The 23,134-nt window shown below is 62.1% G+C and carries 22 protein-coding genes; 16 read left to right on the top strand and 6 right to left on the bottom strand.

Translation table 11 applies throughout. From position 1 onward, the window contains the following. Positions 1–27 precede the first annotated feature (27 nt). On the bottom strand, positions 28–1,941 hold the full coding sequence (locus J2858_RS15925; RefSeq protein ID WP_210105810.1) for an autotransporter assembly complex protein TamA: 1,914 nt from the start codon (positions 1,939–1,941) through the stop codon (positions 28–30). A gap of 179 nt (positions 1,942–2,120) precedes the next feature. Continuing rightward, complete coding sequence (locus tag J2858_RS15920; RefSeq protein ID WP_210105809.1) at positions 2,121–2,378, bottom strand: YMGG-like glycine zipper-containing protein; 258 nt, start codon at positions 2,376–2,378, stop codon at positions 2,121–2,123. Positions 2,379–2,651: 273 nt separating this feature from the next. Here J2858_RS15920 and J2858_RS15915 point away from each other — a divergent pair, with 273 nt between their 5' ends. From J2858_RS15915 to J2858_RS15860, 12 genes are all read left to right on the top strand, one after another. Further along, a complete protein-coding gene (locus tag J2858_RS15915; RefSeq protein ID WP_210105808.1) occupies positions 2,652–3,143 on the top strand; it encodes a (2Fe-2S)-binding protein in 492 nt (163 codons plus the stop codon). A gap of 113 nt (positions 3,144–3,256) precedes the next feature. Continuing rightward, positions 3,257–5,623, top strand: coding sequence for a xanthine dehydrogenase family protein molybdopterin-binding subunit (locus tag J2858_RS15910; protein WP_210105807.1), 2,367 nt, complete (start codon positions 3,257–3,259; stop codon positions 5,621–5,623). 19 nt (positions 5,624–5,642) lie between these two features. After that, the gene (locus J2858_RS15905; RefSeq protein WP_210105806.1) at positions 5,643–6,440 is read left to right on the top strand and encodes an FAD binding domain-containing protein; all 798 of its coding nucleotides are present in this window, start codon (positions 5,643–5,645) and stop codon (positions 6,438–6,440) included. Between the two features lie 215 nt (positions 6,441–6,655). After that, the gene (gene hemA, locus J2858_RS15900; protein WP_210105805.1) at positions 6,656–7,870 is read left to right on the top strand and encodes a 5-aminolevulinate synthase; all 1,215 of its coding nucleotides are present in this window, start codon (positions 6,656–6,658) and stop codon (positions 7,868–7,870) included. An 80-nt stretch (positions 7,871–7,950) separates the two neighbouring features. Continuing rightward, entirely contained in the window at positions 7,951–9,075 is a 1,125-nt protein-coding gene (locus tag J2858_RS15895) for a serine hydrolase domain-containing protein (protein WP_210105804.1), read from the top strand. Between the two features lie 193 nt (positions 9,076–9,268). Further along, positions 9,269–10,801, top strand: coding sequence for an acyl-CoA carboxylase subunit beta (locus J2858_RS15890; protein WP_210105803.1), 1,533 nt, complete (start codon positions 9,269–9,271; stop codon positions 10,799–10,801). 10 nt (positions 10,802–10,811) lie between these two features. Further along, positions 10,812–11,048, top strand: a complete 237-nt coding sequence (locus tag J2858_RS15885; RefSeq protein WP_210105802.1) for a DUF4160 domain-containing protein — start codon at positions 10,812–10,814, stop codon at positions 11,046–11,048. Beyond that, complete coding sequence (locus J2858_RS15880) at positions 11,029–11,307, top strand: DUF2442 domain-containing protein (RefSeq protein ID WP_210105801.1); 279 nt, start codon at positions 11,029–11,031, stop codon at positions 11,305–11,307. The genes J2858_RS15885 and J2858_RS15880 overlap by 20 nt, the downstream gene beginning before the upstream one ends. A 110-nt stretch (positions 11,308–11,417) precedes the next feature. After that, complete coding sequence (yghU, locus tag J2858_RS15875; RefSeq protein ID WP_210105800.1) at positions 11,418–12,329, top strand: glutathione-dependent disulfide-bond oxidoreductase; 912 nt, start codon at positions 11,418–11,420, stop codon at positions 12,327–12,329. Between the two features lie 11 nt (positions 12,330–12,340). Next, on the top strand, positions 12,341–12,718 hold the full coding sequence (locus J2858_RS15870; protein WP_210105799.1) for a hypothetical protein: 378 nt from the start codon (positions 12,341–12,343) through the stop codon (positions 12,716–12,718). A gap of 4 nt (positions 12,719–12,722) precedes the next feature. Further along, positions 12,723–13,136 (top strand): hypothetical protein, encoded by a 414-nt coding sequence (locus J2858_RS15865; RefSeq protein ID WP_210105798.1) that lies wholly within the window; start codon positions 12,723–12,725, stop codon positions 13,134–13,136. Positions 13,137–13,291: 155 nt separating this feature from the next. Beyond that, positions 13,292–15,295, top strand: coding sequence for an acetyl-CoA carboxylase biotin carboxylase subunit (locus tag J2858_RS15860; RefSeq protein ID WP_210105797.1), 2,004 nt, complete (start codon positions 13,292–13,294; stop codon positions 15,293–15,295). Positions 15,296–15,465: 170 nt separating this feature from the next. On the opposite strand, the gene J2858_RS15855 is transcribed toward J2858_RS15860, so the two are convergent. Both J2858_RS15855 and J2858_RS15850 read right to left on the bottom strand, forming a co-directional pair. Next, the gene (locus J2858_RS15855) at positions 15,466–15,825 is read right to left on the bottom strand and encodes a type II toxin-antitoxin system RelE/ParE family toxin (protein ID WP_245366311.1); all 360 of its coding nucleotides are present in this window, start codon (positions 15,823–15,825) and stop codon (positions 15,466–15,468) included. Beyond that, complete coding sequence (locus J2858_RS15850; RefSeq protein WP_210105796.1) at positions 15,815–16,084, bottom strand: type II toxin-antitoxin system ParD family antitoxin; 270 nt, start codon at positions 16,082–16,084, stop codon at positions 15,815–15,817. The genes J2858_RS15855 and J2858_RS15850 overlap by 11 nt, the downstream gene beginning before the upstream one ends. A 106-nt stretch (positions 16,085–16,190) precedes the next feature. Between J2858_RS15850 and scpA the strand changes: the two genes are divergently transcribed. Beyond that, a complete protein-coding gene (gene scpA / locus J2858_RS15845) occupies positions 16,191–18,329 on the top strand; it encodes a methylmalonyl-CoA mutase (protein ID WP_210105795.1) in 2,139 nt (712 codons plus the stop codon). Between the two features lie 28 nt (positions 18,330–18,357). Here scpA and J2858_RS15840 read toward each other — a convergent pair whose 3' ends face one another. Next, positions 18,358–18,729, bottom strand: coding sequence for a TIGR03067 domain-containing protein (locus J2858_RS15840; RefSeq protein ID WP_210105794.1), 372 nt, complete (start codon positions 18,727–18,729; stop codon positions 18,358–18,360). A gap of 52 nt (positions 18,730–18,781) precedes the next feature. After that, on the bottom strand, positions 18,782–19,951 hold the full coding sequence (dxr, locus tag J2858_RS15835) for a 1-deoxy-D-xylulose-5-phosphate reductoisomerase (RefSeq protein ID WP_210105793.1): 1,170 nt from the start codon (positions 19,949–19,951) through the stop codon (positions 18,782–18,784). A gap of 142 nt (positions 19,952–20,093) precedes the next feature. Here dxr and J2858_RS15830 point away from each other — a divergent pair, with 142 nt between their 5' ends. The 3 genes from J2858_RS15830 (at position 20,094) to J2858_RS15820 (ending at position 22,892) form a co-directional block, all read left to right on the top strand. Continuing rightward, positions 20,094–21,311 carry an FAD-dependent oxidoreductase gene (locus tag J2858_RS15830; RefSeq protein ID WP_245366309.1) on the top strand — a complete coding sequence of 406 codons (1,218 nt, stop codon included), beginning with the start codon at positions 20,094–20,096 and terminating at the stop codon, positions 21,309–21,311. Between the two features lie 261 nt (positions 21,312–21,572). Then, on the top strand, positions 21,573–21,920 hold the full coding sequence (locus tag J2858_RS15825; protein ID WP_210105791.1) for a hypothetical protein: 348 nt from the start codon (positions 21,573–21,575) through the stop codon (positions 21,918–21,920). A gap of 324 nt (positions 21,921–22,244) precedes the next feature. Then, a complete protein-coding gene (locus J2858_RS15820) occupies positions 22,245–22,892 on the top strand; it encodes an exopolysaccharide biosynthesis protein (RefSeq protein ID WP_210105790.1) in 648 nt (215 codons plus the stop codon). Positions 22,893–23,134: the final 242 nt, after the last annotated feature.

Raw genomic sequence — 23,134 nt, 5'->3', positions numbered from 1 at the left:
TATCCTGAACTTTCCGTTTGCGCGACATCAGAATGATTGTCCTATGCCGGCATAGATACCGTATTGGCTGCCGCCATCATAGCGGTTCAGCGGAAGAGCAACGTCAAGTCGCAACGGGCCGAAGGGTGTTGCATAGCGCACACCGATGCCGGCGCCCATGCGGATATCGGAGAAATCGGGCACGATTTCGGTCGAGACGCTGCCGACGTCGAAAAATGGAACGATCCCAACCTTTTCGGTCACCTTCAGCCGGGCCTCGAACGAGGCGAGCGCATAGGACTTGCCGCCAAGCGCCTCGTTGTTGCTATTGTAAGGAGAGATTTCCCGAAAGGCGTAGCCTCGTACCGAGCCGCCGCCGCCGGCAAAGAAGCGGCGCGTCGTCGGGATGTCGACAAGACTGTCTGCGCCGATCACCGAGCCGCCGGCCACACGCGCGGCCAGCACCAGCCGGTCGCTGTCGCCAAGGCCGAGATAGCCCGAGAGCGAGCCTTCGAAAGACGAGAAGAGTGTGCCGCGATAGGCCTCATAGCTCGGCGTCGCATTGGCCGTCAGGCGGTAGCCTTCCGTCGGCTCCAGCTTATTGTTGCGGCCATCGCGCTCGAAGGTAAAGGGCGTTGAAAATGTCAGGTATGTGTTCCGGCCGAACGCGTCCTCAGCCTCGGTCCAGGCCACTTCGCCGCCGCCGCTCACCGTATCGCGGTCGTTCAGCTCATAGGATAGTTTGGCAAGCGCCGTGACCGAGTTGGCGGTATAGGCATCGGGCGTCTCGCGTTTGGCCACAAGGCTTGCATCGAACGTGATCCGGGGCAGGTAGGCGCCCGGCTTGGTGAAATAGATGCCGGCTGTGTAGTCGAAGGTCGTGTAATCGGTCGTGGCGCCGATGCCGGACACATTGCCTTCGATGCGCAACTGCTCGGCCTCGCCGAACAGATTGCGGTGGCCCCAGTAGCCGGACAGTCCCGCGCCGTCGATCGAGGAATATTCGGCGCCTGCACCAAAATAGCGGAACTTGCCTTCCGAAACCTCGATGGTCAGCGGCAGGGAACCGTCCGGGGCAAGCGTGTCGCTCTCGCGCACGGTGACACTTGCCAGCGCGCTCAGTTCGCGAAGACGCTCCGCCGCCTTGCGCAACTGCTCGGGAGAATAATCCTGACGCTCATCGAGGCGCGAGTAGCGCCGGATGAAATCGGAGGAGACGGCCCGCGATCCCTTGACGGTAATTGTGCCCAGTGGCGCAATCGGTCCGCTTTTGGCGCTCATCGTCACGGCCACCGTGTGGGTGGCGTGATCGGCGATGACATCGCGCCGGGTCAGTTGTGCCAATGGCCGCCCCTGCGCCTTCAGGTCCCGCACGATGCGCTCGCCAGCCTTGATGAGGCGCAAAGAGCCTGCGGGTCCTCCGGTCTTGAGATCGTAGACCTCCGGATCAAGGCCTGCGGCATCGCCCTCAAGCAAAATGCTGCCGAGCGTGAAGACGGGACCGGGCTCCACGGTGACAGTGACGGGCACCGGTTGGCTATGGTCGAAACTCGGCGTGGGCGGCAGGCGGTCGAGATCGGTGCCGGCAATGGTAATGCGCACCACGCCGCCATAGCGGGCTTCCTCGTAGAGCACCGCCACCAGGCGCTCCCGGTCTTCGCGCGCCTTGATGACCAGGCCAAGATCGCCCGAGACGGGCTGCTTTTCATCGTTGACCAGGGCGGTTGCGGTGTTGAGCCTGTCTTTGAGGTTGCCGTCGGCGGAGGTCGTGTCGAGGCTTGCCGTATAACGGACGGGGTCGATGACATCGACCTTGTCCTCGTCGCTTTCGAACAGGGTCAGGCCGAAGATCTTCAGGGCGAGCGCCTCAGGGGCGAATCCCGGCCATGCCGCAATCATCGCTGCCAGGAAAGCTGCGACGCCGGCCTTTCGATACGCCACTGCGCGTCGCGGCCCGGGCATGTCGTTACTCGTACTCAGTTTGGCGTCCCACCCTGCGGGGCATCATCGCCCGTTCCATGTTCTGCTAATTTAACTGAAAAATCAATCGGCGGTACTGATTTTATGTCACATTCTGTACCGAAAAGCCCCGGGGCACAGGCCCGGGGCATCGCGTGTTCACCTGGTGAAGGCGTGGCGCTTCAGCGCGGGCAACGGTCTACGTAGCGGTTGCCATAGCGGTCACGGTAGTAGCACTGGCCCGGCTGTTCCGAGACCGAGCCGATCACCGCGCCGGATACGCCACCGATGGCGGCACCGACTGCGGCGCCCCGCACATTGCCCGTCGCCAGGCCGCCAATGATGGCGCCTGTGCCGGCACCGATACCGGCACCCTTTTCCGTCTGCGTGCAGCCAGCCACCGACAGGCCGACCAAAATAAGCACCAAAGCCTTTTTCATTACTCTCTCCACATTGTCACTTGCGCTGGTCGTTCCGAAGCTTGTCTTCGCCCTCCCGGCCAGCCGGGTTAACCCGCTGCAGGTGAGAGTAGGATTCGGGATCTGGAAGTCCAGCCGCACACTTTAGCTTTATTTAACAAAGTGGCAATCTCATGCTCTCGCAAACGCCTTTGCGCAAAAAGTATCGGTTGATCGGCGGTCAAAAAAGGCAAATGATGCGGCAACGTGTTTGAGGAGACACGTCAGTGCTTGAGGAGGCGCAGGGAGGACATCATGACGAAAGTGACGTTGACGGTGAACGGCCGGGCGATGTCGGGGGAGTGCGACGATCGCACGCTGCTCGTGCATTTCATCCGCGAGAAACTGGGGCTGACCGGAACGCATGTCGGCTGCGATACCACGCAGTGCGGTGCCTGCGTGGTGCATCTGGATGGTCGCTCGGTGAAGAGCTGTTCCATCCTGGCGGTTCAGGCCGCGGGCTCCACCGTCACCACGATCGAAGGGATCGCCGGGCAGGGTGAACTGCACCCGGTGCAGGCCGCCTTCAATACGCATCACGGATTGCAGTGCGGCTTCTGCACGCCGGGCATGGTGATGACCGCCGTCGACATGATTGCCCGCCATGGCGGTGATCTGGACGAACACACGGTCCGCCACGAGCTGGACGGCAATATCTGTCGGTGCACCGGCTACCACAACATCGTCAAGGCGGTGCTGGCGGCCAATGAAGAGATGCAGGGCGCAGCGCGCCAGGCGGCTGAATAGACAGAAGCGAATAGGATGTAGCGAATAGTCGGCTGCTGGGCGGCCCGTCGCGTTCCCTCTCCCCTATTCGCTATTCGCTACTCACTATTCGCTCGTTTCGGGAGGAGACGATAATGGGAATGGAAGGCATTGGTGCGCGCGTCGCCCGCAAGGAAGACAAGCGATTTTTGACCGGCAAGGGCCGTTATACCGACGATATGGTCGTGCCCGGCATGAAGTTTGCAGCCTTCGTGCGCAGCCCGCACGCGCATGCGAAAATCAACGGCATCGACATCGAGGCCGCACGCGCCATGCCCGGCGTCATCGACGTGCTGGAAGGTCGCCAGCTGCAGGCGGACGGCATTGGCAATCTCATCTGCGGCTGGATGATCCATTCCAAGGACGGCACGCCGATGAAGATGGGCGCCTGGCGTCCACTCGCCATCGATATCGTGCGTTATGTCGGTGATGCGGTGGCAATCGTCGTGGCAGACAGTGCGGGCGAAGCGCGTGACGCAGCGGAAGCCGTGGTTGTCGATTACGAGGAGCTGCCGGCCGTGACCAGTGCCGTGGCAGCGCTTCAGCCCGGTGCCCCGCAGATCCATCCGGAAGCGCCCGGCAACCTCATCTTCGACTGGCAGATCGGCGATCCGGCCGCAACCGATGCTGCGATTGCGCAGGCAGCCCATGTCACCGAAATCGAGATCCTGAACAACCGCCTGTCTCCGAACCCGATGGAGCCGCGCGCCACGCTTGGCATCTATGACGCCGCGGAAGACCACTTCACCTGCTACACCACCAGCCAGAACCCACATGTGGCGCGCCTGGTGATGAGCGCCTTCTATAATGTCGCCCCGGAAAACAAGCTGCGTGTCATCGCACCCGATGTCGGCGGCGGCTTCGGCTCCAAGATCTATATCTATCCGGAAGAGATCGTCTGTCTCTGGGCGTCCAAGAAAACCGGCGTGCCGGTCAAGTGGACCTCGGACCGCACCGAAGCCTTTCTCACCGATGCCCATGGCCGCGACCATGTATCGAAGGTGAAGATGGCCTTCGACAAGGACCATCGCATCATCGGCCTGAAGGTCGACACGATCGCCAATCTCGGCGCCTATATGTCGCTCTTCTCCTCGGCGGTGCCGACCTATCTTTATGCGACGCTTCTGTCTGGCCAGTATGACATTCCGGCGATCCACGCCAATGTCCGCACCGTATACACGACCACCGTGCCCGTCGATGCCTATCGCGGGGCCGGGCGCCCGGAGGCGACCTATCTCCTGGAACGCACCATGGAAGTGGCCGCCCGCGAGCTTGGCCTGTCGCCGGCAGAGCTTCGGCGCAAGAATTTCATCCGCAGCTTCCCGCACCAGACACCGGTCATCATGAATTACGATGCCGGGGACTATGATGCCTCGCTGAATGCCGCCCTTGCGGCGGCCGATTGGGACGGTTTTGCCGCCCGGCGCGCCGAGGCGGAGAGCCGGGGCATGAAGCGCGGCATCGGCATGAGCTGCTATATCGAGGCCTGCGGGATTGCGCCGTCACAGGCGGTCGGTTCGCTCGGCGCCGGCGTCGGTCTCTGGGAATCGGCGGAAGTGCGGGTCAACGCTGTTGGCACGATCGAGGTGCTGACCGGCTCGCACAGCCACGGCCAGGGTCATGAAACCACCTTTGCCCAGCTGATTGCCGATCGATTGGGTGTGCCGATTGCGAGCGTCAACATCGTCCATGGCGATACCGACAAGGTGCAGATGGGCATGGGCACCTATGGCTCGCGTTCCGGAGCCGTCGGCATGTCGGCCATCGTCAAGGCGCTCGACAAGGTGGAGATGAAGGCGAAGAAGATCGCCGCCCACCTGATGGAGGCGGATGAGAGCGACATCGTCATCGAAAACGGCGATGTCAAAGTGGCCGGCACCGACAAGAGCCTGCCGTGGTTCCAGGTGGCGCTCGCCGCCTATACCGCCCATAACCTGCCCTCGGGCATGGAACCGGGCCTCAAGGAAACCGCCTTCTACGATCCCTCCAACTTCACCTTCCCGGCCGGCTGCTACATCGCAGAAGTCGAAATCGACCCGGAAACCGGCAAGACGGAGATCGTGCAGTTCGTCGCAGCGGATGATTTCGGCAACATCATCAATCCGCTGATCGTCGAGGGGCAGGTGCATGGCGGGCTTGCCCAGGGCATCGGCCAGGCGCTTCTGGAAGAGGTGCGTTATGACGAACAGAACGGCCAGCTTCTGACGGCAAGCTACATGGATTATGCCATGCCGCGCGCCGACGACCTGCCCTCCTTCACGCTCTCGCACCAGAATACGCCGTGCCCGGGCAATCCGCTCGGCATCAAGGGCTGCGGCGAGGCCGGCGCCATCGGCTCGCCGCCGGCACTGATCAATGCCATCACCGACGCCATCGGCATCAACCACCTGCACATGCCCGCCACGCCGCTCAAGGTGTGGAGTGCCTTGCAGGATGGGCAGATGCGCCAGGCGGCCGAATAGGGACGGGGAGATTACGACCATGTATGCCACCAGCTACCACCGCGCCTCCTCGGTCGATGAGGCGGTCAACCTGCGCTCCTCTCATGACGAGGGGCGCTACCTCTCCGGCGGCATGACGCTGATCGCCACGATGAAGCAGCGGCTTGCCGCTCCCTCGGACCTCATCGACCTGCGCCATATCGCTGCCCTGAAGGGTATCACCGTGGACGGCCACACCGTGCGCATCGGCGGTGCCACGCCGCATGCGGATGTGGCCTCGTCTGCGGCCGTTCGTGCGGTCTGTCCGGCCATCTGCGAGCTTGCCGCCATGATCGGTGATCCGCATGTGCGCCACATGGGCACGATCGGCGGATCGATTGCCAACAACGATCCGGCGGCCGATTATCCGGCCGCCATGCTGGCACTTGCGGCAACGATCATCACCGACCGCCGCGAAATTCCGGCCGAAGAGTTCTTCACGGGCCTCTTCGAAACAGCGCTTGAAGAGGGCGAACTGGTGACGGCCGTCTCCTTCGAGGCGCCCGAAAAGGCAGGCTATGCGAAATTCCGCAACCCGGCCTCGCGCTATGCGATCACCGGTGTCTTTGTTGCAAAAGCGGCAGGCGGTGTGCGGGTTGCGGTGACGGGGGCCGGATCGAACGGCGTGTTTCGCGCCGAAACGATCGAGGCGGCCCTTGCGGCCGACTGGTCGCCCGAATCACCCAAGGCGGCTTCGATCGACCCGGCGGACCTCATGTCGGACATGCATGCGAGCGCCGAATACCGCGCCAATCTGGTGCGGGTCATGGCCAAACGCGCCGTCATCGCGGCCGGCTAAGCTTCCAAGGCGAGCAACTGGGGCGGCTTCGGCCGCCCCCTTTTTGCGTTCTCTTGATGCAAATCAACTTTCTCTTATCGATGGTTCTATAAATTCAAATTGGAATAATTCAAAAAAACGGTCCAATTGCCGCAGGTAGTACGGAATCGTACCCGCCGGGGTTGACGCAAAAGCGCCGAGGACCGAAAAACAATGCCAGATTCTGGAGTGTGAGAATGGATTTCGAGGCATTTTTCAAGGGCGAGCTGGACAGCCTTCATCAGGAAGGCCGCTACCGCGTGTTCGCGGACCTCGAAAGACACCGCGGCGCATTTCCCCGCGCCACCCGCCATACGCCGGAAGGCAAGCGGGACGTCACCGTCTGGTGTTCGAATGACTATCTCGGCATGGGCCAGCATCCGGCCGTGATCGAGGCCATGAAAGAGGCCATCGATCACTGTGGCGCGGGTGCGGGAGGCACCCGGAATATTTCTGGCACCACGCACTACCATGTTCTTCTGGAACAGGAACTGGCCGATCTCCATGGCAAGGAAGCCGGCCTGATCTTCAATTCCGGCTATATGTCCAACTGGGCAACGCTTGGCACGCTGGGCCAGAAAATCCCCGGCCTCATCATTTTTTCCGATGCGCTGAACCATGCTTCGATGATCGAGGGCATTCGCCACGGCAAGTGCGAACGCGTCATCTGGAAGCATAACGATCTGAACGATCTGGAAGCAAAGCTGAAGGCTGCCGATCCGAAGGCGCCTAAGATGATTGCCTTCGAAAGCGTCTATTCCATGGATGGCGATATCGCGCCCATTCGCGAGATCTGCGATCTGGCCGACCAGTACGGCGCCATGACCTATCTCGATGAAGTGCATGCCGTTGGCATGTATGGTCCGCGCGGCGGCGGTATTGCCGAACGCGAAGGCCTGATGGACCGCATCACCATCATTGAAGGCACGCTCGGCAAGGCCTTTGGCGTGATGGGCGGCTATATCGCCGCTTCGCATGCCGTGTGCGATTTCATCCGCTCCTTTGCCTCCGGCTTCATCTTCACCACGGCCCTGCCGCCGGCGCTTGCCGCCGGTGCCGTCGCCTCAATCCGCCATTTGAAGAACAGCCCGTTCGAGCGCGCCCGCCATCAGGACCGCGTGCGCAAGCTGCGCTCGTCGCTCGATGCCCGCGGCATTCCGCACATGACCAATCCAAGCCATATCGTGCCGGTCATGGTGGGCGATGCGGCCAAGTGCAAATGGATCTCGGACCTGCTGCTGGATCATTCCGACGTCTATGTGCAGCCGATCAACTACCCGACGGTGCCGCGCAAGACAGAACGCCTGCGCATTACCCCGACGCCTTTGCATTCGGATGCCGATATCGAGCATCTGGTCGGCGCCCTGCACCAGCTCTGGTCGCGTTGCGCACTGGCCCGCGCCGTCGCTTAAGAGCAACATTCTCTGCTTGAACTCAAGGGACGGATCATGGAGACATGATCCGTCCTTAGTTTTTTGCAGGAGTGTCGGCCATGGCCATGGATCGTGTACATCGTCTTCTCGACCAGGTGACAGCCAGCGGCCGCATCACCGGTGCGGTGGTCCTGATCTTTCGCGATGGTGTGCCCGTTCTGGAGCGCGCCGTCGGCTATCAGGACCGCGAGGCCGGTGTGCCGGTCGGCATCGATACGATCTTCCGCTATGCCTCGGTTACCAAGCCTATCGTTGCGGCGACCGCCCTTGCCATGGTCGAGCGGGGTCTGCTGACGCTGAATGATGCGGTGGCGGATCACCTGCCGTGGTTTGTGCCGCTCGATCCGGATGGAACGCCGGCTGATCTTCGTGTCCGGCACCTCATCACCCACACATCCGGCCTTGCCTATGATGCGAGCCTGGAGCGGCTTGCGCCCGATCGCGTCGTCAATCAGGGGCTTAGCGATACCAACGTGTCGCTGGAGGAAAATTTTTCGCGGTTGAGCGGCGCAAAGCTTGCCTTCCGCCCGGGTGAACAATGGGCCTATTCCACCAGCATCGATGTTCTGGGCGCCGTCTTGGAGCGGGTGCATGGCGCAACGCTGGAAGATGCCGTCGTCCGCTACGTGGCTGAGCCCCTGCAGATGCGGGATGCGCGTTTCCGTGTCACGGATCTTTCGCGGCTGGCGGTCGCCTATGCCGATGCACCCGATGGCCCGGTGCGCATGCCCGATCCCTGGCATGCGCAGAACGATACCGGCTTTGAAGCCTACTTTTCACCCTCCCGCATCTTCAACGATCGGGCCTTTCAGTCCGGCGGTGCCGGCATGGCGGGGACGGCGCGCGATGTGATGCGGCTTCTGGAGACGGTCCGCACGGGTGGCGATCCGCTGTTTTCCCGCGAGATGGCCGAGGCTGGCCTTTCCAACCAGATCGGCGATGTGCCCGGCAATCCCGGCCAGCGTTTTGGCTATTTCGGCGCGATCATCACCGATCCGGCGGCGGCCATGACGGCGCTTCCGGCGGGTGCGGTGCAATGGGGCGGCGTTTACGGCAATACCTGGTTCATCCTGCCGGATCAGGGTGTGACGGTCGTCAGCCTCTCCAACAATGCCATGGAAGGCTGCAACGGCGCCTATGCGGAAGATCTGCGTGCCGCCGTCTGCGCCGATCTTGCCGCATAAGGGGCTGCTGTCCGGGGCGTGGACATCGGTGCCGCAGGCACTCCGGGCTTGCGGATTTGACCGACGTCAAGTCTGCGGTAGCCGCGAGAGGGCCCGTTTTGCCGGCCGCTAGCCTATTGACCTACAACTATTTTCCAGCTTCCTTGACCGCGCGGCAAGCGGTAGCGATAAGAGGCTGAAGCCGGGAGGGATCATGCGCGCAGTTTTGAATGAGGTCGAGGTGCGTCGCGCCGAAGCGCGGCTCGGGGGCGGACAGAAACGCATCGATGCCCAGCATGCCAAGGGCAAGCTCACGGCGCGCGAACGGATCGAGGTGCTGCTCGATGAGGGCTCGTTCGAAGAATACGACATGTATGTGACCCACCGCGCCGTGGATTTCGGCATGGCCGAGCAGAAGGTGGCCGGCGATGGCGTCGTCACCGGCTGGGGCACGATCAACGGCCGCCAAGTCTATGTGTTTTCCCAGGATTTTACCGTGCTCGGCGGCTCGCTGTCGGAAACCCATGCACAGAAAATCTGCAAGATCATGGATATGGCGGTGCGCGTCGGCGCGCCGGTGATCGGACTGAATGATTCCGGCGGCGCCCGCATCCAGGAGGGGGTTGCCTCGCTTGCCGGTTATGCGGAAGTCTTCCGCCGCAACGCCGAGGCCTCCGGCGTCATTCCGCAGATTTCCGTGATCATGGGCCCCTGCGCCGGCGGCGCTGTCTATTCGCCCGCCATGACCGATTTCATCTTCATGGTGCGCGACACCTCCTACATGTTCGTGACCGGTCCTGACGTGGTCAAGACCGTGACGAACGAGATCGTGACCGCCGAAGAACTCGGCGGTGCCTCGACCCATACGAAAAAATCGTCGGTGGCCGATGCGGCCTATGAGAACGATGTCGAAACGCTGGAGGCGGTGCGCCAGCTATTTGATTTCCTGCCTCTCAACAACCGCGAAAAGCCGCCGGTGCGTCCCTTCCACGACGATCCGGCCCGCATCGAGACGCGGCTCGACACTCTGATCCCCGACAGCGCGGCCAAGCCTTATGACATGGCGGAGCTGATCCGGGCCGTGGCCGACGAGGGCGATTTCTTCGAGATCCAGGAGGCCTTTGCCCGCAACATCATCACCGGCTTCATTCGCCTGGAGGGCCAGACGATCGGGGTGGTTGCCAACCAGCCCATGGTACTTGCGGGATGTCTCGATATCGATGCCTCGCGCAAGGCGGCCCGCTTCGTGCGCTTCTGCGATGCCTTTTCGATCCCGCTTCTGACGCTCGTCGATGTGCCGGGCTTCCTGCCGGGTGTGGCGCAGGAATATGGCGGCGTCATCAAGCATGGCGCAAAGCTGCTGTTTGCCTATTCGGAGGCGACAGTACCTATGGTGACGCTGATCACGCGCAAGGCCTATGGCGGCGCCTATGACGTGATGGCATCCAAACACATCGGTGCCGATGTGAACTATGCCTGGCCAACGGCCGAAATTGCCGTGATGGGCGCCAAGGGCGCGACCGAAATCCTCTATCGTTCCGAGCTTGGCGATCCGGACAAGATTGCCGCGCGCACGAAAGAATACGAGGAGCGGTTCGCCAATCCCTTCGTCGCGGCCGAGCGCGGCTTCATCGATGAAGTGATCATGCCGCATTCCTCGCGCCGTCGCATCGCACGCGCTTTTGCAAGCCTTCGAAACAAGCAGGTGACGACGCACTGGAAGAAACACGATACCATTCCGCTGTAAGAGCCGGGCGATGCCGAAGGTCTTCGAATGGAAGGGCTGGCGGTTCGAGTTCTATAGTCTTGACCGGGACGAGCCACCGCATATCCATATCCGCAAAGACCGGAAGGAAACCAAGGTCTGGCTGGAACGTCTGGCCATCGCGCGCAACCAGCGCTGTACGGATCAGGAACTCAATGCCCTGTTGAATGTGGTAGAAGACCATCGGGATGAATTTCTGGAGAAGTGGCATGAACACTTTGGAGATTGAACACGACCTCCTCGAGCCCGTGAGTGCTTACTGCACTGACGCCTCGCTTGTGGTTGAACTTGCCGACGGGGCCATGCTGGTGACGCCGCTGTGGTGGTATCCACCGCTTCTTTCGGCGCGGCCGGAGGAGCGTAACCAGATCGAGTTGTCGCCTTACGGGCTGCACTGGCCTGACCTGGATGAAGATCTCAGCGTGGAAGGAATGCTGAAGGGCAAAAAATATCCCGGCGCCAAGCCGCCGGCAGAAGCCGCCGAATGAATTCGCACGGCGCATAAAAAAATGATGCCGGCTCTACAGCGGCGGCCGATCCGGTTCCTATATCCGGATGGGCGCCTGCAGCGCCGGGTTTGAAACAAGGACAGAATTTCATGACCGATACGAAATTTCCCCCCGAAAACAATTTGCCCGCAGGCTACCAGCCGCCGAAGGTCTGGACCTGGGAGCCGGGCAATGGCGGCCAGTTCGCCAGCATCAACCGTCCGACAGCCGGCGCGCAGACCGAGGTGGAACGCAAGGTCGGCAAGCATCCGCTGCAGCTTTATTCGCTGGCGACGCCGAACGGCCAGAAGGTGACGATCCTGCTCGAAGAGCTGCTGGCGGCCGGTCATTCCGGTGCCGAATACGATGCCTGGCTGATCAATATCGGCAAGGGCGAGCAGTTCGGCTCCGGCTTTGTCGAGGTGAACCCCAATTCCAAGATCCCGGCGCTGGCCGACCACGCCCCGAAGGATGGCGGCGCGCCCATCCGTCTGTTCGAGTCCGCCTCGATCATGACCTATCTGGCGGAAAAGTTCGGCGCCTTCCTGCCGACCGACCCGCGTGCCCGCGCCGAGACCTTGAACTGGCTGTTCTGGCAGATGGGTTCCGCCCCGTTTGTCGGCGGCGGTTTCGGTCACTTCTTCTCCTATGCGCCGATGAAGATCCAGTATGCGATCGATCGTTATGCCATGGAAGCAAAGCGCCAGCTCGACGTGCTGAACCGCCAACTGGCCGACAACGAGTTCGTCGCCGGCAGCGAATACACCATCGCCGACATGGCGATCTGGCCCTGGTATGGGCGCTTGGCGCTCGACCAGTCCTATCCGGATGCCGGCACGTTCCTGTCCACCCACGAGTATGCGCATGTGCTGCGCTGGGCAAAGCAGCTTGCCGAGCGTACGGCCCTGAAGCGCGGCATCATGGTCAACAAGACCTCCGGCCCGCTTTCAGAACAGCTGCATGAACGCCACGACGCCTCCGACTTCGACACGAAGACGCAGGACAAGATCGCTGCGGCGTAAGGAGACGAAGCATGGCCCGCCCACCCGAAATGACCAAGCATCGCGGCTTCCCTTCCGGGTTGCCGGGCCATGGCCATCACTTCACCATTCGTCGCGCCAATGAAAAGGGCGCGACACCCTTGAAACCCCTGCAGCGTCTCGCCCGCCCGAACACGATCGAGCAGAAGGTGGATGCGGCCTTTCTGCATGCGCTCTGGCACCATTTCGGGCCTGAACCCTTTGAACGGGGCAATCTGGATGCCGGGCGGCTGAACCTGCTCTTCGGACGCGAGGTCGTGCCGGCGGAACACCCGTTCGACCCGACCTCCTATGATGCGCTGCTGCGGATAGACGAGAAGGTCGCACGCAAGAGCTTTCCGGAATCCTTCGACGACGTATTCGAGGTCTGATGCTATGGCAAAAGAGCCTCTGATGCCAAAACACCAGGGCTTTCCGGCGGGCCTGCCGGGAACGCAGTGGCAATATACGCTGCGCCGGCCAAACCCGAAGGTGACACCGCTCACCAACTGGCCGCGGCACCGCACGATGGACCAGACGGTGGCGCTCGCCGACCTCGGTTTCGTCCAGGCGCTCTGGCAGTTTTTCGGCACCGAGCCCTTCGAGCGCGGCAATCTGGATGGCGAACGCCTGTGCCGCCTCTTCGGACGGGAAGTGATTGCTGCCGAGCGCGGCTTTGATCCGCAATCCTATTTCGCCAAGCTGAAGCTCAATGAACCCTTGGCGCGGAAAAACTTTCCCGATGCGTTCGGCGACGTGAAGAACGAGCAGAGCGTGGCCAAGGGGCTGAAGAAGCAGGCGCGAGACTAGCGAGGGGAGGCACTGCGGATGGTGGGAGGACATTCAATGACGGGTGAAGCAACACGCACCGTCTCTCTGGCCGCCAACAGAGCCGGAGCCCCCGACGACGTGCCACCACGTCATCTTACCATCAACGAAACGCCGGTTGCGGGAGGCAATCACCAGTGATCTCCAAAATACTCATTGCCAACCGTGGCGAAATCGCCTGCCGGGTCATCAAGACGGCGAAGAAGATGGGCATCAAGACGGTTGCCGTCTATTCGGATGCCGATGCCAATGCGCTGCATGTCGCCATGGCGGACGAGGCGGTGCATATCGGGCCTGCACCGTCGAACCAGTCCTATATCGTCATCGACAAGATCCTGGACGCGATCCGCAAGACCGGGGCCGACGCGGTGCATCCGGGCTATGGCTTCCTGTCCGAAAACCCGCTGTTCGCCGAGGCGCTGGAGAAAGCCGGCGTCATCTTCATCGGCCCGCCGGTCGGTGCCATTCAGGCCATGGGCGACAAGATCACCTCGAAGAAACTTGCCGCTGAAGCGGGCGTCTCCACTGTGCCCGGCCATATGGGGCTGATCGAGGATGCCGAGGAGGCGGTGAAGATTTCCTCCGCCATCGGTTATCCCGTCATGATCAAGGCCTCGGCCGGCGGTGGCGGCAAGGGCATGCGCATTGCCTGGAACGATGCGGAGGCCCGCGAAGGATTCCAATCGTCGAAGAACGAGGCGAAGAACTCGTTTGGCGACGACCGCATCTTCATCGAGAAATTCGTCACCCAGCCGCGCCATATCGAGATCCAGGTTCTGGGCGACAAGCACGGCAACTGCCTCTATCTAGGCGAGCGTGAATGCTCCATCCAGCGGCGCAACCAGAAAGTCATCGAGGAGGCGCCATCGCCTTTTCTTGACGAAAAGACCCGCCGCGCCATGGGCGAGCAGGCCGTGGCGCTGGCAAAGGCGGTGGGGTACCACTCGGCCGGCACGGTGGAATTCATCGTCGATGGCGACCGTAATTTCTATTTTCTGGAAATGAACACCCGCCTGCAGGTGGAGCATCCGGTGACGGAGCTGGTGACCGGCATCGATCTGGTCGAACAGATGATCCGGGTGGCCTCCGACGAAAAGCTGTCCTTTGGCCAGGAGGATGTGACGCTGAATGGCTGGGCGGTCGAGAGCCGGCTCTATGCCGAAGATCCGTTCCGCAATTTCTTGCCCTCGATCGGTCGCCTGACCCGCTATCGTCCGCCGGTCGAAGGAACGACGCCGGAGGGCACCGTGGTGCGCAACGATACCGGCGTCTTCGAGGGCGGCGAGATTTCGATGTATTACGATCCGATGATCGCAAAACTCTGCACCTGGGCACCGACGCGGCTTGCCGCCATCGATGCGATGTCGGCAGCGCTTGACGATTTCGAGGTGGAAGGCATCGGCCATAACCTGCCCTTCCTGTCGGCGGTGATGAACCAGGAGCGGTTTCGTTCGGGAAAGATCACCACGGCCTATATTGCCGAGGAATTCGCAGACGGCTTCTTGGGCGTGTCGCCCGATGACGCCGCCGCCCAAACGCTTGCGGCGGTGGCGGCCGTGATCAACCGCATCCTGCAACTGCGGGCCGCCCAGATTTCCGGCACCATCGGCAATCACGCCCGCGTGGTCGGCGCCGACTGGGTCGTGTCGCTGGGGGAGAGCGAGCATGTTGTCAGCCTGTCGGGTGCCAAGGATGCATATCTGGTGGCCTTCGAAGATGGCGATACACTGTCCGTGGTTGCGGCCTGGCAGCCTGGCCAGAGCCATGCGCATTTCACCGTGGCGGGTAAAACGCTCGGCGTAAAGGTCGATCTCGTCGGTTCGGCCATCCGTCTTCGCCTGCGCGGCATGGATGTGATGGCGCGCGTGCGCTCTCCGCGCGTGGCGCAACTGGCGCGGCTGATGCCCGTCAAGCTGCCGCCGGACACGTCGAAAATGCTGCTTTGCCCTATGCCCGGTGTGATCACGTCCGTGACGGTTTCAGCCGGAGAGACGGTGGAGGCCGGCCAGACGCTGGCAACCGTCGAAGCCATGAAAATGGAAAACGTGCTGAAGGCCGAACGGCAGGGCGTCGTGAAGCGCGTCGCGGCCACTGCCGGTCAAAGCCTCGCGGTCGATGAACTCATCATGGAGTTCGAGTAGTGGGGGCTTCTCTGCGAAAGGAGCTGCGCATTCTTGGAGCCCGGTTTTCGGCGGGGGGTGTCCTGACGGTTCTGGACGCCATCTCTGTTGTAACCGGGAAGGCGCTCGATCCAATCGCCGATCATCCGCATCCAGTTGGGGGGGTGACCAAGGCTCGAATGGCAGATGGGTCATACGTCCCTTCCATGCTGGCTCAGCCGCTTCAGCATGTGGCGCCTGTGGTCCTGGCCGCCGAAGAAAATGGCAAGCACGTTGACGGTGCTGTTTTCCTCATCGATCTGAAAATAGAAGATCGCCCGGTCCTTGGTGACATGCCGCAGGTCGGGTTGAAGGTCGTTGTGCAGAGTTCCCTGATAGGGATGGTGTGCAAGATTTTCCAGATCTTCGGAGATAGCGGTCACGCGGGCAGCCGCGCGTTCATAGGCTTCTCCGACGGAATCGCCCATCCCCAGATAGGCACCGAGCAGATGGTCGAAGATGCGATCGAAGTCGCTGCCAACCCCCGCGGCAAGCTTGATTCTATAAACCAAGAGCGGCCTTCTTCCTGGAAAGCATGTCCTGAATCTGTTGTTTGCTTTCTTCCATCGTCAGGAATGGCCCCTGGCGCCGCTCATCCAGAAGAGCCCGCAGCGCCGCCAGGTCAGCCTCTTTCATCTCGGTCTGTTCACGCAGCAGTTCCAGCCCCTGCTGCACCACGGCGCTCACACTGGAATAGCGGCCTTCCTCAACCAGTCGGCGGGCGAATGCATCCTGCTGGTCGGACATGGAAACGGATGCTTTTACAGTCATGGCTCAAGGCTCCCGTGAGGAATAGGCCTAATATGCTACTGAGTAGCAATCTCGTCAAACTCAATGCCGCGCCGATCATGGCCGTAGCACCCGGAGGATCAGCCCGATGACCAGAAAGACCGTTGCAGACTGGCAGGCGCTTGCTGAAAAGGAGCTGAAGGCATCCCCCGACAGCCTCATCTGGAACACGCCGGAAGGCATTGCCGTGAAACCGCTCTATACGGCAGAGGATCTGGCGGGCATCGACCATCTGGAGACGCTGCCAGGCTTTGCTCCCTTCGTCCGCGGCCCCCGCGCCACCATGTATGCCGGCAGGCCCTGGACGATCCGGCAATATGCCGGCTTCTCGACCGCCGAGGAAAGCAACGCCTTCTATCGGAAAAATCTCGCCGCCGGCCAGAAGGGGCTTTCCGTCGCCTTCGACCTGGCAACCCATCGCGGCTACGACAGCGATCATCCACGCGTCGAGGGCGATGTCGGCAAGGCCGGTGTCGCCATCGATTCGGTCGAGGACATGAAGATCCTGTTTGACGGCATTCCGCTGAAAGACATGTCGGTGTCCATGACCATGAACGGCGCGGTCATCCCGATCCTTGCCAATTTCATCGTGGCGGGTGAGGAGCAGGGCTGTTCGCGAGCGGAGCTGTCCGGCACCATTCAGAACGATATTCTGAAGGAGTTCATGGTCCGCAACACCTATATCTATCCGCCGGAACCCTCGATGCGGATCATTGCGGATATCATCGCCTATACGGCAACGGAGATGCCGCGCTTCAACTCCATCTCGATTTCCGGCTACCACATGCAGGAAGCCGGCGCGACACTCACCCAGGAATTGGCTTTTACGCTGGCCGACGGGCGCGAATATGTGCGCGCCGCGCTCGCCAAGGGCCTGAACGTTGATGACTTTGCCGGGCGCCTGTCCTTCTTCTTTGCCATCGGCATGAACTTCTTCATGGAAGCGGCAAAGCTTCGCGCCGCTCGCCTGCTCTGGTCGAAGATCATGGCCGAGTTCGAGCCGAAGAAGCCGGGTTCGCTGATGCTGCGCACCCATTGCCAGACTTCGGGCGTCTCGCTTGCCGAGCAGGACCCTTACAACAACGTCATCCGCACGGCCTATGAGGCGCTGTCGGCGGTGCTCGGCGGCACGCAATCGCTGCACACCAATGCGCTGGATGAGGCGATGGCACTGCCGAGCGAATTTTCCGCCCGCATTGCCCGCAACACGCAGCTGATCCTCCAGCACGAGACGGGGGTGACCAAGGTGGTCGATCCCTTGGCCGGCTCCTATTATGTCGAAAGCCTGACCAAGGAGCTTGCGGACAAGGCCTGGGCGCTGATCGAGGAGGTGGAAAGCCTGGGCGGCATGACGAAGGCTGTGGCCGACGGCCTGCCCAAACGCCTGATCGAGGAGGCCGCCACCCGCCGTCAGGCCGCCGTGGACCGGGCGGAAGAAATCATCGTCGGGGTCAACAAATACCGCCTCGAAAACGAGGAGCCGATCGATATCCTGGCCATCGACAATACGGCGGTGCGGGAAGCCCAGATCCGCCGGCTGGAGACGCTGCGCCGGCAGCGCGATCCGTCGCGTGTCGCCGCAGCCCTTGCGCTTCTGACCGAAGTTGCCAAAACCGGCGAAGGTAATCTTCTGGCCGCTGCCGTGGACGCGGCGCGTGCCCGCGCAACGGTCGGCGAGATCTCGGACGCCATGCGCCAGGTCTTTGGCGATCATTCCGCAACGCCCGACGTCGTCCATGACATCTACGGTGCCGCCTATGACGGCGATCCGGAATACCAGATGTTGGCGCAGCGCTTGTCACAGTTTGCCGAGGCAACCGCCCTCAAGCCGAAAATGCTGGTCGCCAAGCTCGGTCAGGATGGACACGACCGCGGTGCCAAGGTGATTGCATCCGCCTTCGGCGATCTCGGCTTTGAGGTGGTGGCGGGACCACTGTTCCAGACGCCGGAAGAGGCGGCGGATCTTGCCATTGCGGAAAAGGTGCAGGTTGTGGGCATGTCCTCGCTGGCGGCCGGCCACAAGACGCTTGGCCCGCAACTGGTGGAGGCGCTTAGGGCCAAGGGGGCGAAGGATATCATCGTGGTGATCGGCGGCGTCATTCCCCGCCAGGATTACCAGCACCTGCTGGATGCCGGCATTGCCGCCGTCTTCGGTCCCGGCACCAATGTGCTCGACGCCGCCCGCGCCATTCTTGATCTCATGGAAGGGCGGCGACGCAACGCCTGAGGAGAGGGCTGAGGAACGATTGCCGGGATCAGGCCCGCACGAAGGCGCGGACGGTGATCCCCATGCCGCCGGAAAGATCCATGGGCCGCGCCATGTCTGCATCTGCTGCTGCGAATTCAAATGTGTCGGCGCTGAGCGTATAGATGGCGGGCAGGCGTGCACCGGCATCCGCGCCCGTGGTGTCGATCCAGTCTATGCCCTTGGGCGCTGTCGCGGAGTGCAGGATAAAGCATCCAGCGACAAGGGGTTCGCCACCGGGAACGGCGACATGAAAACCGGTGCCCTCAATCGTGAGGATTGCGCCCGGGGCGCCGTGGCTGTCGGGAGGGTCCACGAGACCATTCTCTTCGAAGCGTATCTGTCGCCATGTCCCCTGCAGCAGCTCCAGATCCGATGCCATGCCTTGTCCTGTCGTGGTGTGTATAAAGGCTTCTTGCCCCTTTTGAGCGTCGTCAGTCTAGCAGGCGACGGGCGGCGTGGCGGGCTTCTGCGTCCGCCTCGAACACCTCGTCCATGGTGGTGGCCGGGGGCAGGTGAGCGAGCTCCTCCATCACTGCCTCGGTGACCTCGGCCATGGTGAGGAACCCGGTCGTGCCCGAAATGAAGGCTTCAAGCGACACTTCCTTGGCGCCGTTCAGCACGGCACCCTGCACGCCACCGCGGACCATCGCCAGCCGTGCCAGACGAAGGGCCGGAAAGCGCGTCTCGTCCGGAGCCTCGAAGTCGAGCCGTGCCAGTTTCGCAAAATCCAGTCGCTCGACCGGAAGCTGTGCGCGGCGAGGATATTGCAGGGCATAGCCGATGGCATGGCGCATGTCCGGCGCGCCGAGCTGGGCGAGTACCGATCCGTCCGCATAGCCGACCATGGAGTGGATGATCGATTGCGGATGCACGATTACCTCCACCTGATCGGGCGTCAGGTTGAACAGGTGTTTCGCCTCGATCATCTCCAGCGCCTTGTTGAACATCGATGCGCTGTCGATGGAAATCTTCAGCCCCATCGACCAGTTGGGATGGGCGCGTGCCGTCTCCAGCGTCACATCGGCCATCTGGCTGCGCGAAAAGGTGCGGAACGGGCCGCCGGAGGCGGTCAGGATGACACGCTCCACCGCATGGCGCTGGTTTTCTTCCAGCACCTGGAAGATCGCGTTGTGCTCGCTGTCGACCGGAAGCAGCCGGCCGCCGCCCTGCCGGATGGCCCCCAGAAAGAGATCGCCGGCGGACACCAGGCATTCCTTGTTGGCGAGCGCAATGTCGGCGCCGCGGCGGGCCGCGGCCAGTGTCGGCGCAAGGCCGGCCGTGCCGACGATGGCCGCCATGACCACCTGCGCTTCCGCCTCCGCCGCTTCCAGAAGTCCGCTCTGGCCGGCCGCCACTTCAATGCCGGTGCCGGACAAGGCGTCCTTCAGCGCGATATACTGGCTCTCGTCGGCGGTCACTGCAAGCCTTGCGCCATGGCCGATGGCCTGCTCGGCCAGCAGCGCGATATTGCCGGCACCCGTCAGCGCCACCACGTCAAAGGCCTCGCGTCCGCCCAGATGGCGCACCACGTCCAGCGTATTGGTGCCGATGGAGCCGGTGGAGCCCAGGATGCTGATGCTGCGCTTTTCAATGGAGGTCATGCGTGAACGATCCGATGTCTGGTGTCGGTGATGTACAGGGCAAGCCTCTCGCTCACAAGCCGATTGGCCGCATTGATTTTGCGCCCCGCAGCCGCCACTTCAAGGCTATGATGGCGCGCCATGGTGCGCGCGGGAGATGCGAATGACCGACAGAACAATCAGCACCGCCTGCGCGATTGCCGGAGGCGGCCCGGCCGGCATGATGCTGGGCCTGCTTCTGGCGCGCGCCGGCGTCGATGTGACGGTGGTGGAAAAGCACCCCGATTTCCTGCGTGATTTTCGCGGCGACACCATCCACCCCTCGACGCTCGAAATCATCTACGAACTGGGTCTTGAAGAGGCTTTCCTGAAACTTCCCCATACGCGTGCGCCAAAACTCTCGGCGGAAATCGGCGGTCGGCCCGTGACTATTGCGGATTTTTCGCGGCTTCCCGTGCGCAACAGGTTTATCGCCTTCATGCCGCAATGGGATTTTCTGGATTTCCTGGCGGGCGAAGCACGGCGCTATCCGAATTTCCGGCTGCTTCTTCAGGCAAAGGTGACCAACGTCCAGACGGTGGGCGAGCGGGTGACGGGACTTTTCCTGGAAACGCCGGACGGACCGGTCCGCCTGGATTCGACCTTGGTCGTTGCCGCAGATGGGCGCCACTCGGTGGTGCGTGAAAAGGCGGGGCTTGAGGTGGAAACTTTTGGCACGCCCAGCGAAGTGGTCTGGATGAAGCTTTCCAAGCAGGAGGGCGATCCGGCCGAGACGATGGGCCATGCCGGGCCGCGTCAGGGCTTCGTCCTCATCGACCGCGGTGATTACTGGCAGTGCGGCTACATCATCCGGCGCGGCACCTTTGCCGACTTGCGGGCAGGCGATCTGGAAGCCTTTCGCGACAAGGTGCGTGCGGTCTCGCCGCTGCCGGCCGATCGCATGGCGGAAATTCAGAGCTGGGAGGATGTCAGCCTGCTGCAGGTGCGCATCGACCGGCTGAAGACCTGGTGGCGGCCGGGGCTGATTGCGATTGGCGATGCGGCGCACGCCATGTCGCCCATCGGTGGCGTCGGCGTCAATCTGGCCATTCAGGATGCGGTTGCGGCCGCCAATCGGTTGGCGGTGCCGTTGCGCGAAGGGCGGTTGACGGATGCGGATCTTGCTGCCGTGGAACGACGCCGTCTGTTTCCCACCCGCGCCACGCAAAAGCTGCAGTTGATGATGCGCTCCAGTCGCCGCAAGGATCAGGCCGTGGAGGAGAAAAGCAAGGGACCTCCCGCCTTCATCCGCGGCCTTGCGCGTTTTCCGCTTCTGTCGCATCTCGCCGGCCGGCTGATCGGGCTTGGCTTTCGCCGCGAACATGTCCGAGAGGTCCGCTAGAGCGACTGCCGCGCGCTGATATGGGACGCGCCCGCGCATTGATCGCCCGGCGGGATGGCGAAAGCCTCGCTCCTGTTTTCTGCCGTAGTGTTGCCATCATCCTTCCAGATGCTAATGTCATTCAAATAAATTTGATCAGGAGATGAAGCCGTCCGGCGTTTCCCGGTTCGCATCGAACAGCGACACCCGAACCCATCTCGGACCTTTATTTTGCAAAAGACAGGCTGCTTGAAATCCAACACTTCTTGGCAGGGAATGGCCATGACATTACACCATGTGGACGAGACCCTCGTCCGAAACCTCGCCGCCACCTGTGACTGGCGCGACGCCCTGTCGCTGCCCAAAGCTCTCTTTGACTATGTGGCAGGTGTCATCGATGCACGAGAGCCGAGCGTCTATCTCATCGATCTTCTGCCATCGCTGACAGCGGCGATGCAATCCTTCCTCTCCGGGGTCGGCGCCTTCAACATGTCGCCGCTGCCGGAGACGGAAGTGGCCATCAGACGGAGCCGTCTGGTCGATTGCCTGGACGCGTTCATGGACGAGGCCCGTCTCAGCCGGCAGAGTGTCGTCTTCCTCGATACGCTGCGCAGCGGCGATCGAACTTAGTCCATTATGTTAGCGCTGTCTTTTGCAGCGCGTTCGCCAGATCGGGACCGGCGCGGCAGGCAAGATGCCCGCTGTCGGTACAAGCGCTGACGATTTTGTGGAGGCGCCGGCCTTCGCTTTTCAGGGGAACGTCCCATATCAGGGCTGCATTCGCGCGTTTTGCCGCGCCTTGCCAGATATGGGCGAAGAGCTCCCCGGCCGCGAATCACCATCCTGACGCTGCCCTGGCAGTTCTCGCCATGCCAACCGATGGACGCTTTTGAATGACATCAGCCCCCGGCCGTCCGGCTTCTCCCTTGAACCGCCTGCGATCCGGTTCCGCCGATGAGTGAACCGGGCGAGGAGGGCCGCAAGCCGAGCCTTGCTGAGACAATCGAGGCGCTTCCCCTGAAGCTTGAGGCAGAGCGGACGACGCTTGGCCAGTTGCTGGCAGTGCTCGGGGATCACGCGACGGCGCTGGTCTTGCTGGTCTTTTCCATCCCCGCCATCATCCCGACGCCGGGAATTCCGGCAGGCTTCGTCTTCGGTACGGCGCTTGCACTTCTGGCGGCGCAGCTCGTCATCGGCGCTGATCGGTTTTTTCTTCCTGCAAGACTTGCGCGCGTCAATGTCCCACACCGTCTGTTGCAGGCCATGGCCGTGCGGCTTGGGCCAAAGCTTGGCAAGCTGGAAACCTGGCTCAGACCGCGTGGACAGATGCTGAGCGGCAAGCGGGCGCTCAGACCACTTGGCCTCTTCATCTTCGTGATGGCGGTGCTGATCGCCCTGCCGATCCCGTTCGGCAACGTGTTGCCGGGCCTTGCCATCTTCTTCATCGCGCTCGGCCTTGCCCAGCGGGACGGCCTGGCCATTGGCGGCGGCCTTTTCTTCGGTGTTGCCGCCATGGCCTTCAGCGCCTTCATCCTGCTGGGTGGCTGGTGGCTGATCAGCGACTGGCTCGGATGGGGCAGTGGCCCGGCCGCGGGGGTGTAGGCGGCAAGGGAAGACCCCGCCGACCGCAAAGCAAAGCCCCTTGAGAGAGCCTGCTTGCATATACCTGCAGCAAAGAAAATGGTGTCCACGAGAGGATTCGAACCTCCGACCCCAGGATTCATACCACTTCGACTTTCGCCGCCGCTTGCGCGTTCGTGGTCTGGACTGTCCCTTCACCATGGACCTTTCGGCCTTTAGGTGCTGCCCATCCAGTCTCTACACCTTCACCGGACTTTCGTCCG

The sequence above is a fragment of the Neorhizobium galegae genome (assembly GCF_017877135.1).
Lineage (GTDB): Bacteria > Pseudomonadota > Alphaproteobacteria > Rhizobiales > Rhizobiaceae > Neorhizobium > Neorhizobium galegae_A.
This window is presented reverse-complemented; position numbering and strand designations above follow the sequence as displayed.

What these genes read in the sequence shown, in the direction of transcription:
- J2858_RS15920 (WP_210105809.1), bottom strand. Translation starts at nt 2,378, where the DNA reads ATGAAAAAGGCTTTGGTGCTTATTTTGGTCGGCCTGTCGGTGGCTGGC.
- J2858_RS15910 (WP_210105807.1), top strand. Translation starts at nt 3,257, where the DNA reads ATGGGAATGGAAGGCATTGGTGCGCGCGTCGCCCGCAAGGAAGACAAG.
- J2858_RS15820 (WP_210105790.1), top strand. Translation starts at nt 22,245, where the DNA reads ATGAGTGAACCGGGCGAGGAGGGCCGCAAGCCGAGCCTTGCTGAGACA.
- J2858_RS15840 (WP_210105794.1), bottom strand. Translation starts at nt 18,729, where the DNA reads ATGGCATCGGATCTGGAGCTGCTGCAGGGGACATGGCGACAGATACGC.
- J2858_RS15905 (WP_210105806.1), top strand. Translation starts at nt 5,643, where the DNA reads ATGTATGCCACCAGCTACCACCGCGCCTCCTCGGTCGATGAGGCGGTC.
- J2858_RS15830 (WP_245366309.1), top strand. Translation starts at nt 20,094, where the DNA reads ATGACCGACAGAACAATCAGCACCGCCTGCGCGATTGCCGGAGGCGGC.
- J2858_RS15895 (WP_210105804.1), top strand. Translation starts at nt 7,951, where the DNA reads ATGGCCATGGATCGTGTACATCGTCTTCTCGACCAGGTGACAGCCAGC.
- dxr (WP_210105793.1), bottom strand. Translation starts at nt 19,951, where the DNA reads ATGACCTCCATTGAAAAGCGCAGCATCAGCATCCTGGGCTCCACCGGC.
- scpA (WP_210105795.1), top strand. Translation starts at nt 16,191, where the DNA reads ATGACCAGAAAGACCGTTGCAGACTGGCAGGCGCTTGCTGAAAAGGAG.
- J2858_RS15885 (WP_210105802.1), top strand. Translation starts at nt 10,812, where the DNA reads ATGCCGAAGGTCTTCGAATGGAAGGGCTGGCGGTTCGAGTTCTATAGT.
- J2858_RS15915 (WP_210105808.1), top strand. Translation starts at nt 2,652, where the DNA reads ATGACGAAAGTGACGTTGACGGTGAACGGCCGGGCGATGTCGGGGGAG.
- J2858_RS15865 (WP_210105798.1), top strand. Translation starts at nt 12,723, where the DNA reads ATGGCAAAAGAGCCTCTGATGCCAAAACACCAGGGCTTTCCGGCGGGC.
- yghU (WP_210105800.1), top strand. Translation starts at nt 11,418, where the DNA reads ATGACCGATACGAAATTTCCCCCCGAAAACAATTTGCCCGCAGGCTAC.
- J2858_RS15925 (WP_210105810.1), bottom strand. Translation starts at nt 1,941, where the DNA reads ATGCCCGGGCCGCGACGCGCAGTGGCGTATCGAAAGGCCGGCGTCGCA.
- J2858_RS15850 (WP_210105796.1), bottom strand. Translation starts at nt 16,084, where the DNA reads ATGACTGTAAAAGCATCCGTTTCCATGTCCGACCAGCAGGATGCATTC.
- J2858_RS15880 (WP_210105801.1), top strand. Translation starts at nt 11,029, where the DNA reads ATGAACACTTTGGAGATTGAACACGACCTCCTCGAGCCCGTGAGTGCT.
- hemA (WP_210105805.1), top strand. Translation starts at nt 6,656, where the DNA reads ATGGATTTCGAGGCATTTTTCAAGGGCGAGCTGGACAGCCTTCATCAG.
- J2858_RS15825 (WP_210105791.1), top strand. Translation starts at nt 21,573, where the DNA reads ATGACATTACACCATGTGGACGAGACCCTCGTCCGAAACCTCGCCGCC.
- J2858_RS15890 (WP_210105803.1), top strand. Translation starts at nt 9,269, where the DNA reads ATGCGCGCAGTTTTGAATGAGGTCGAGGTGCGTCGCGCCGAAGCGCGG.
- J2858_RS15870 (WP_210105799.1), top strand. Translation starts at nt 12,341, where the DNA reads ATGGCCCGCCCACCCGAAATGACCAAGCATCGCGGCTTCCCTTCCGGG.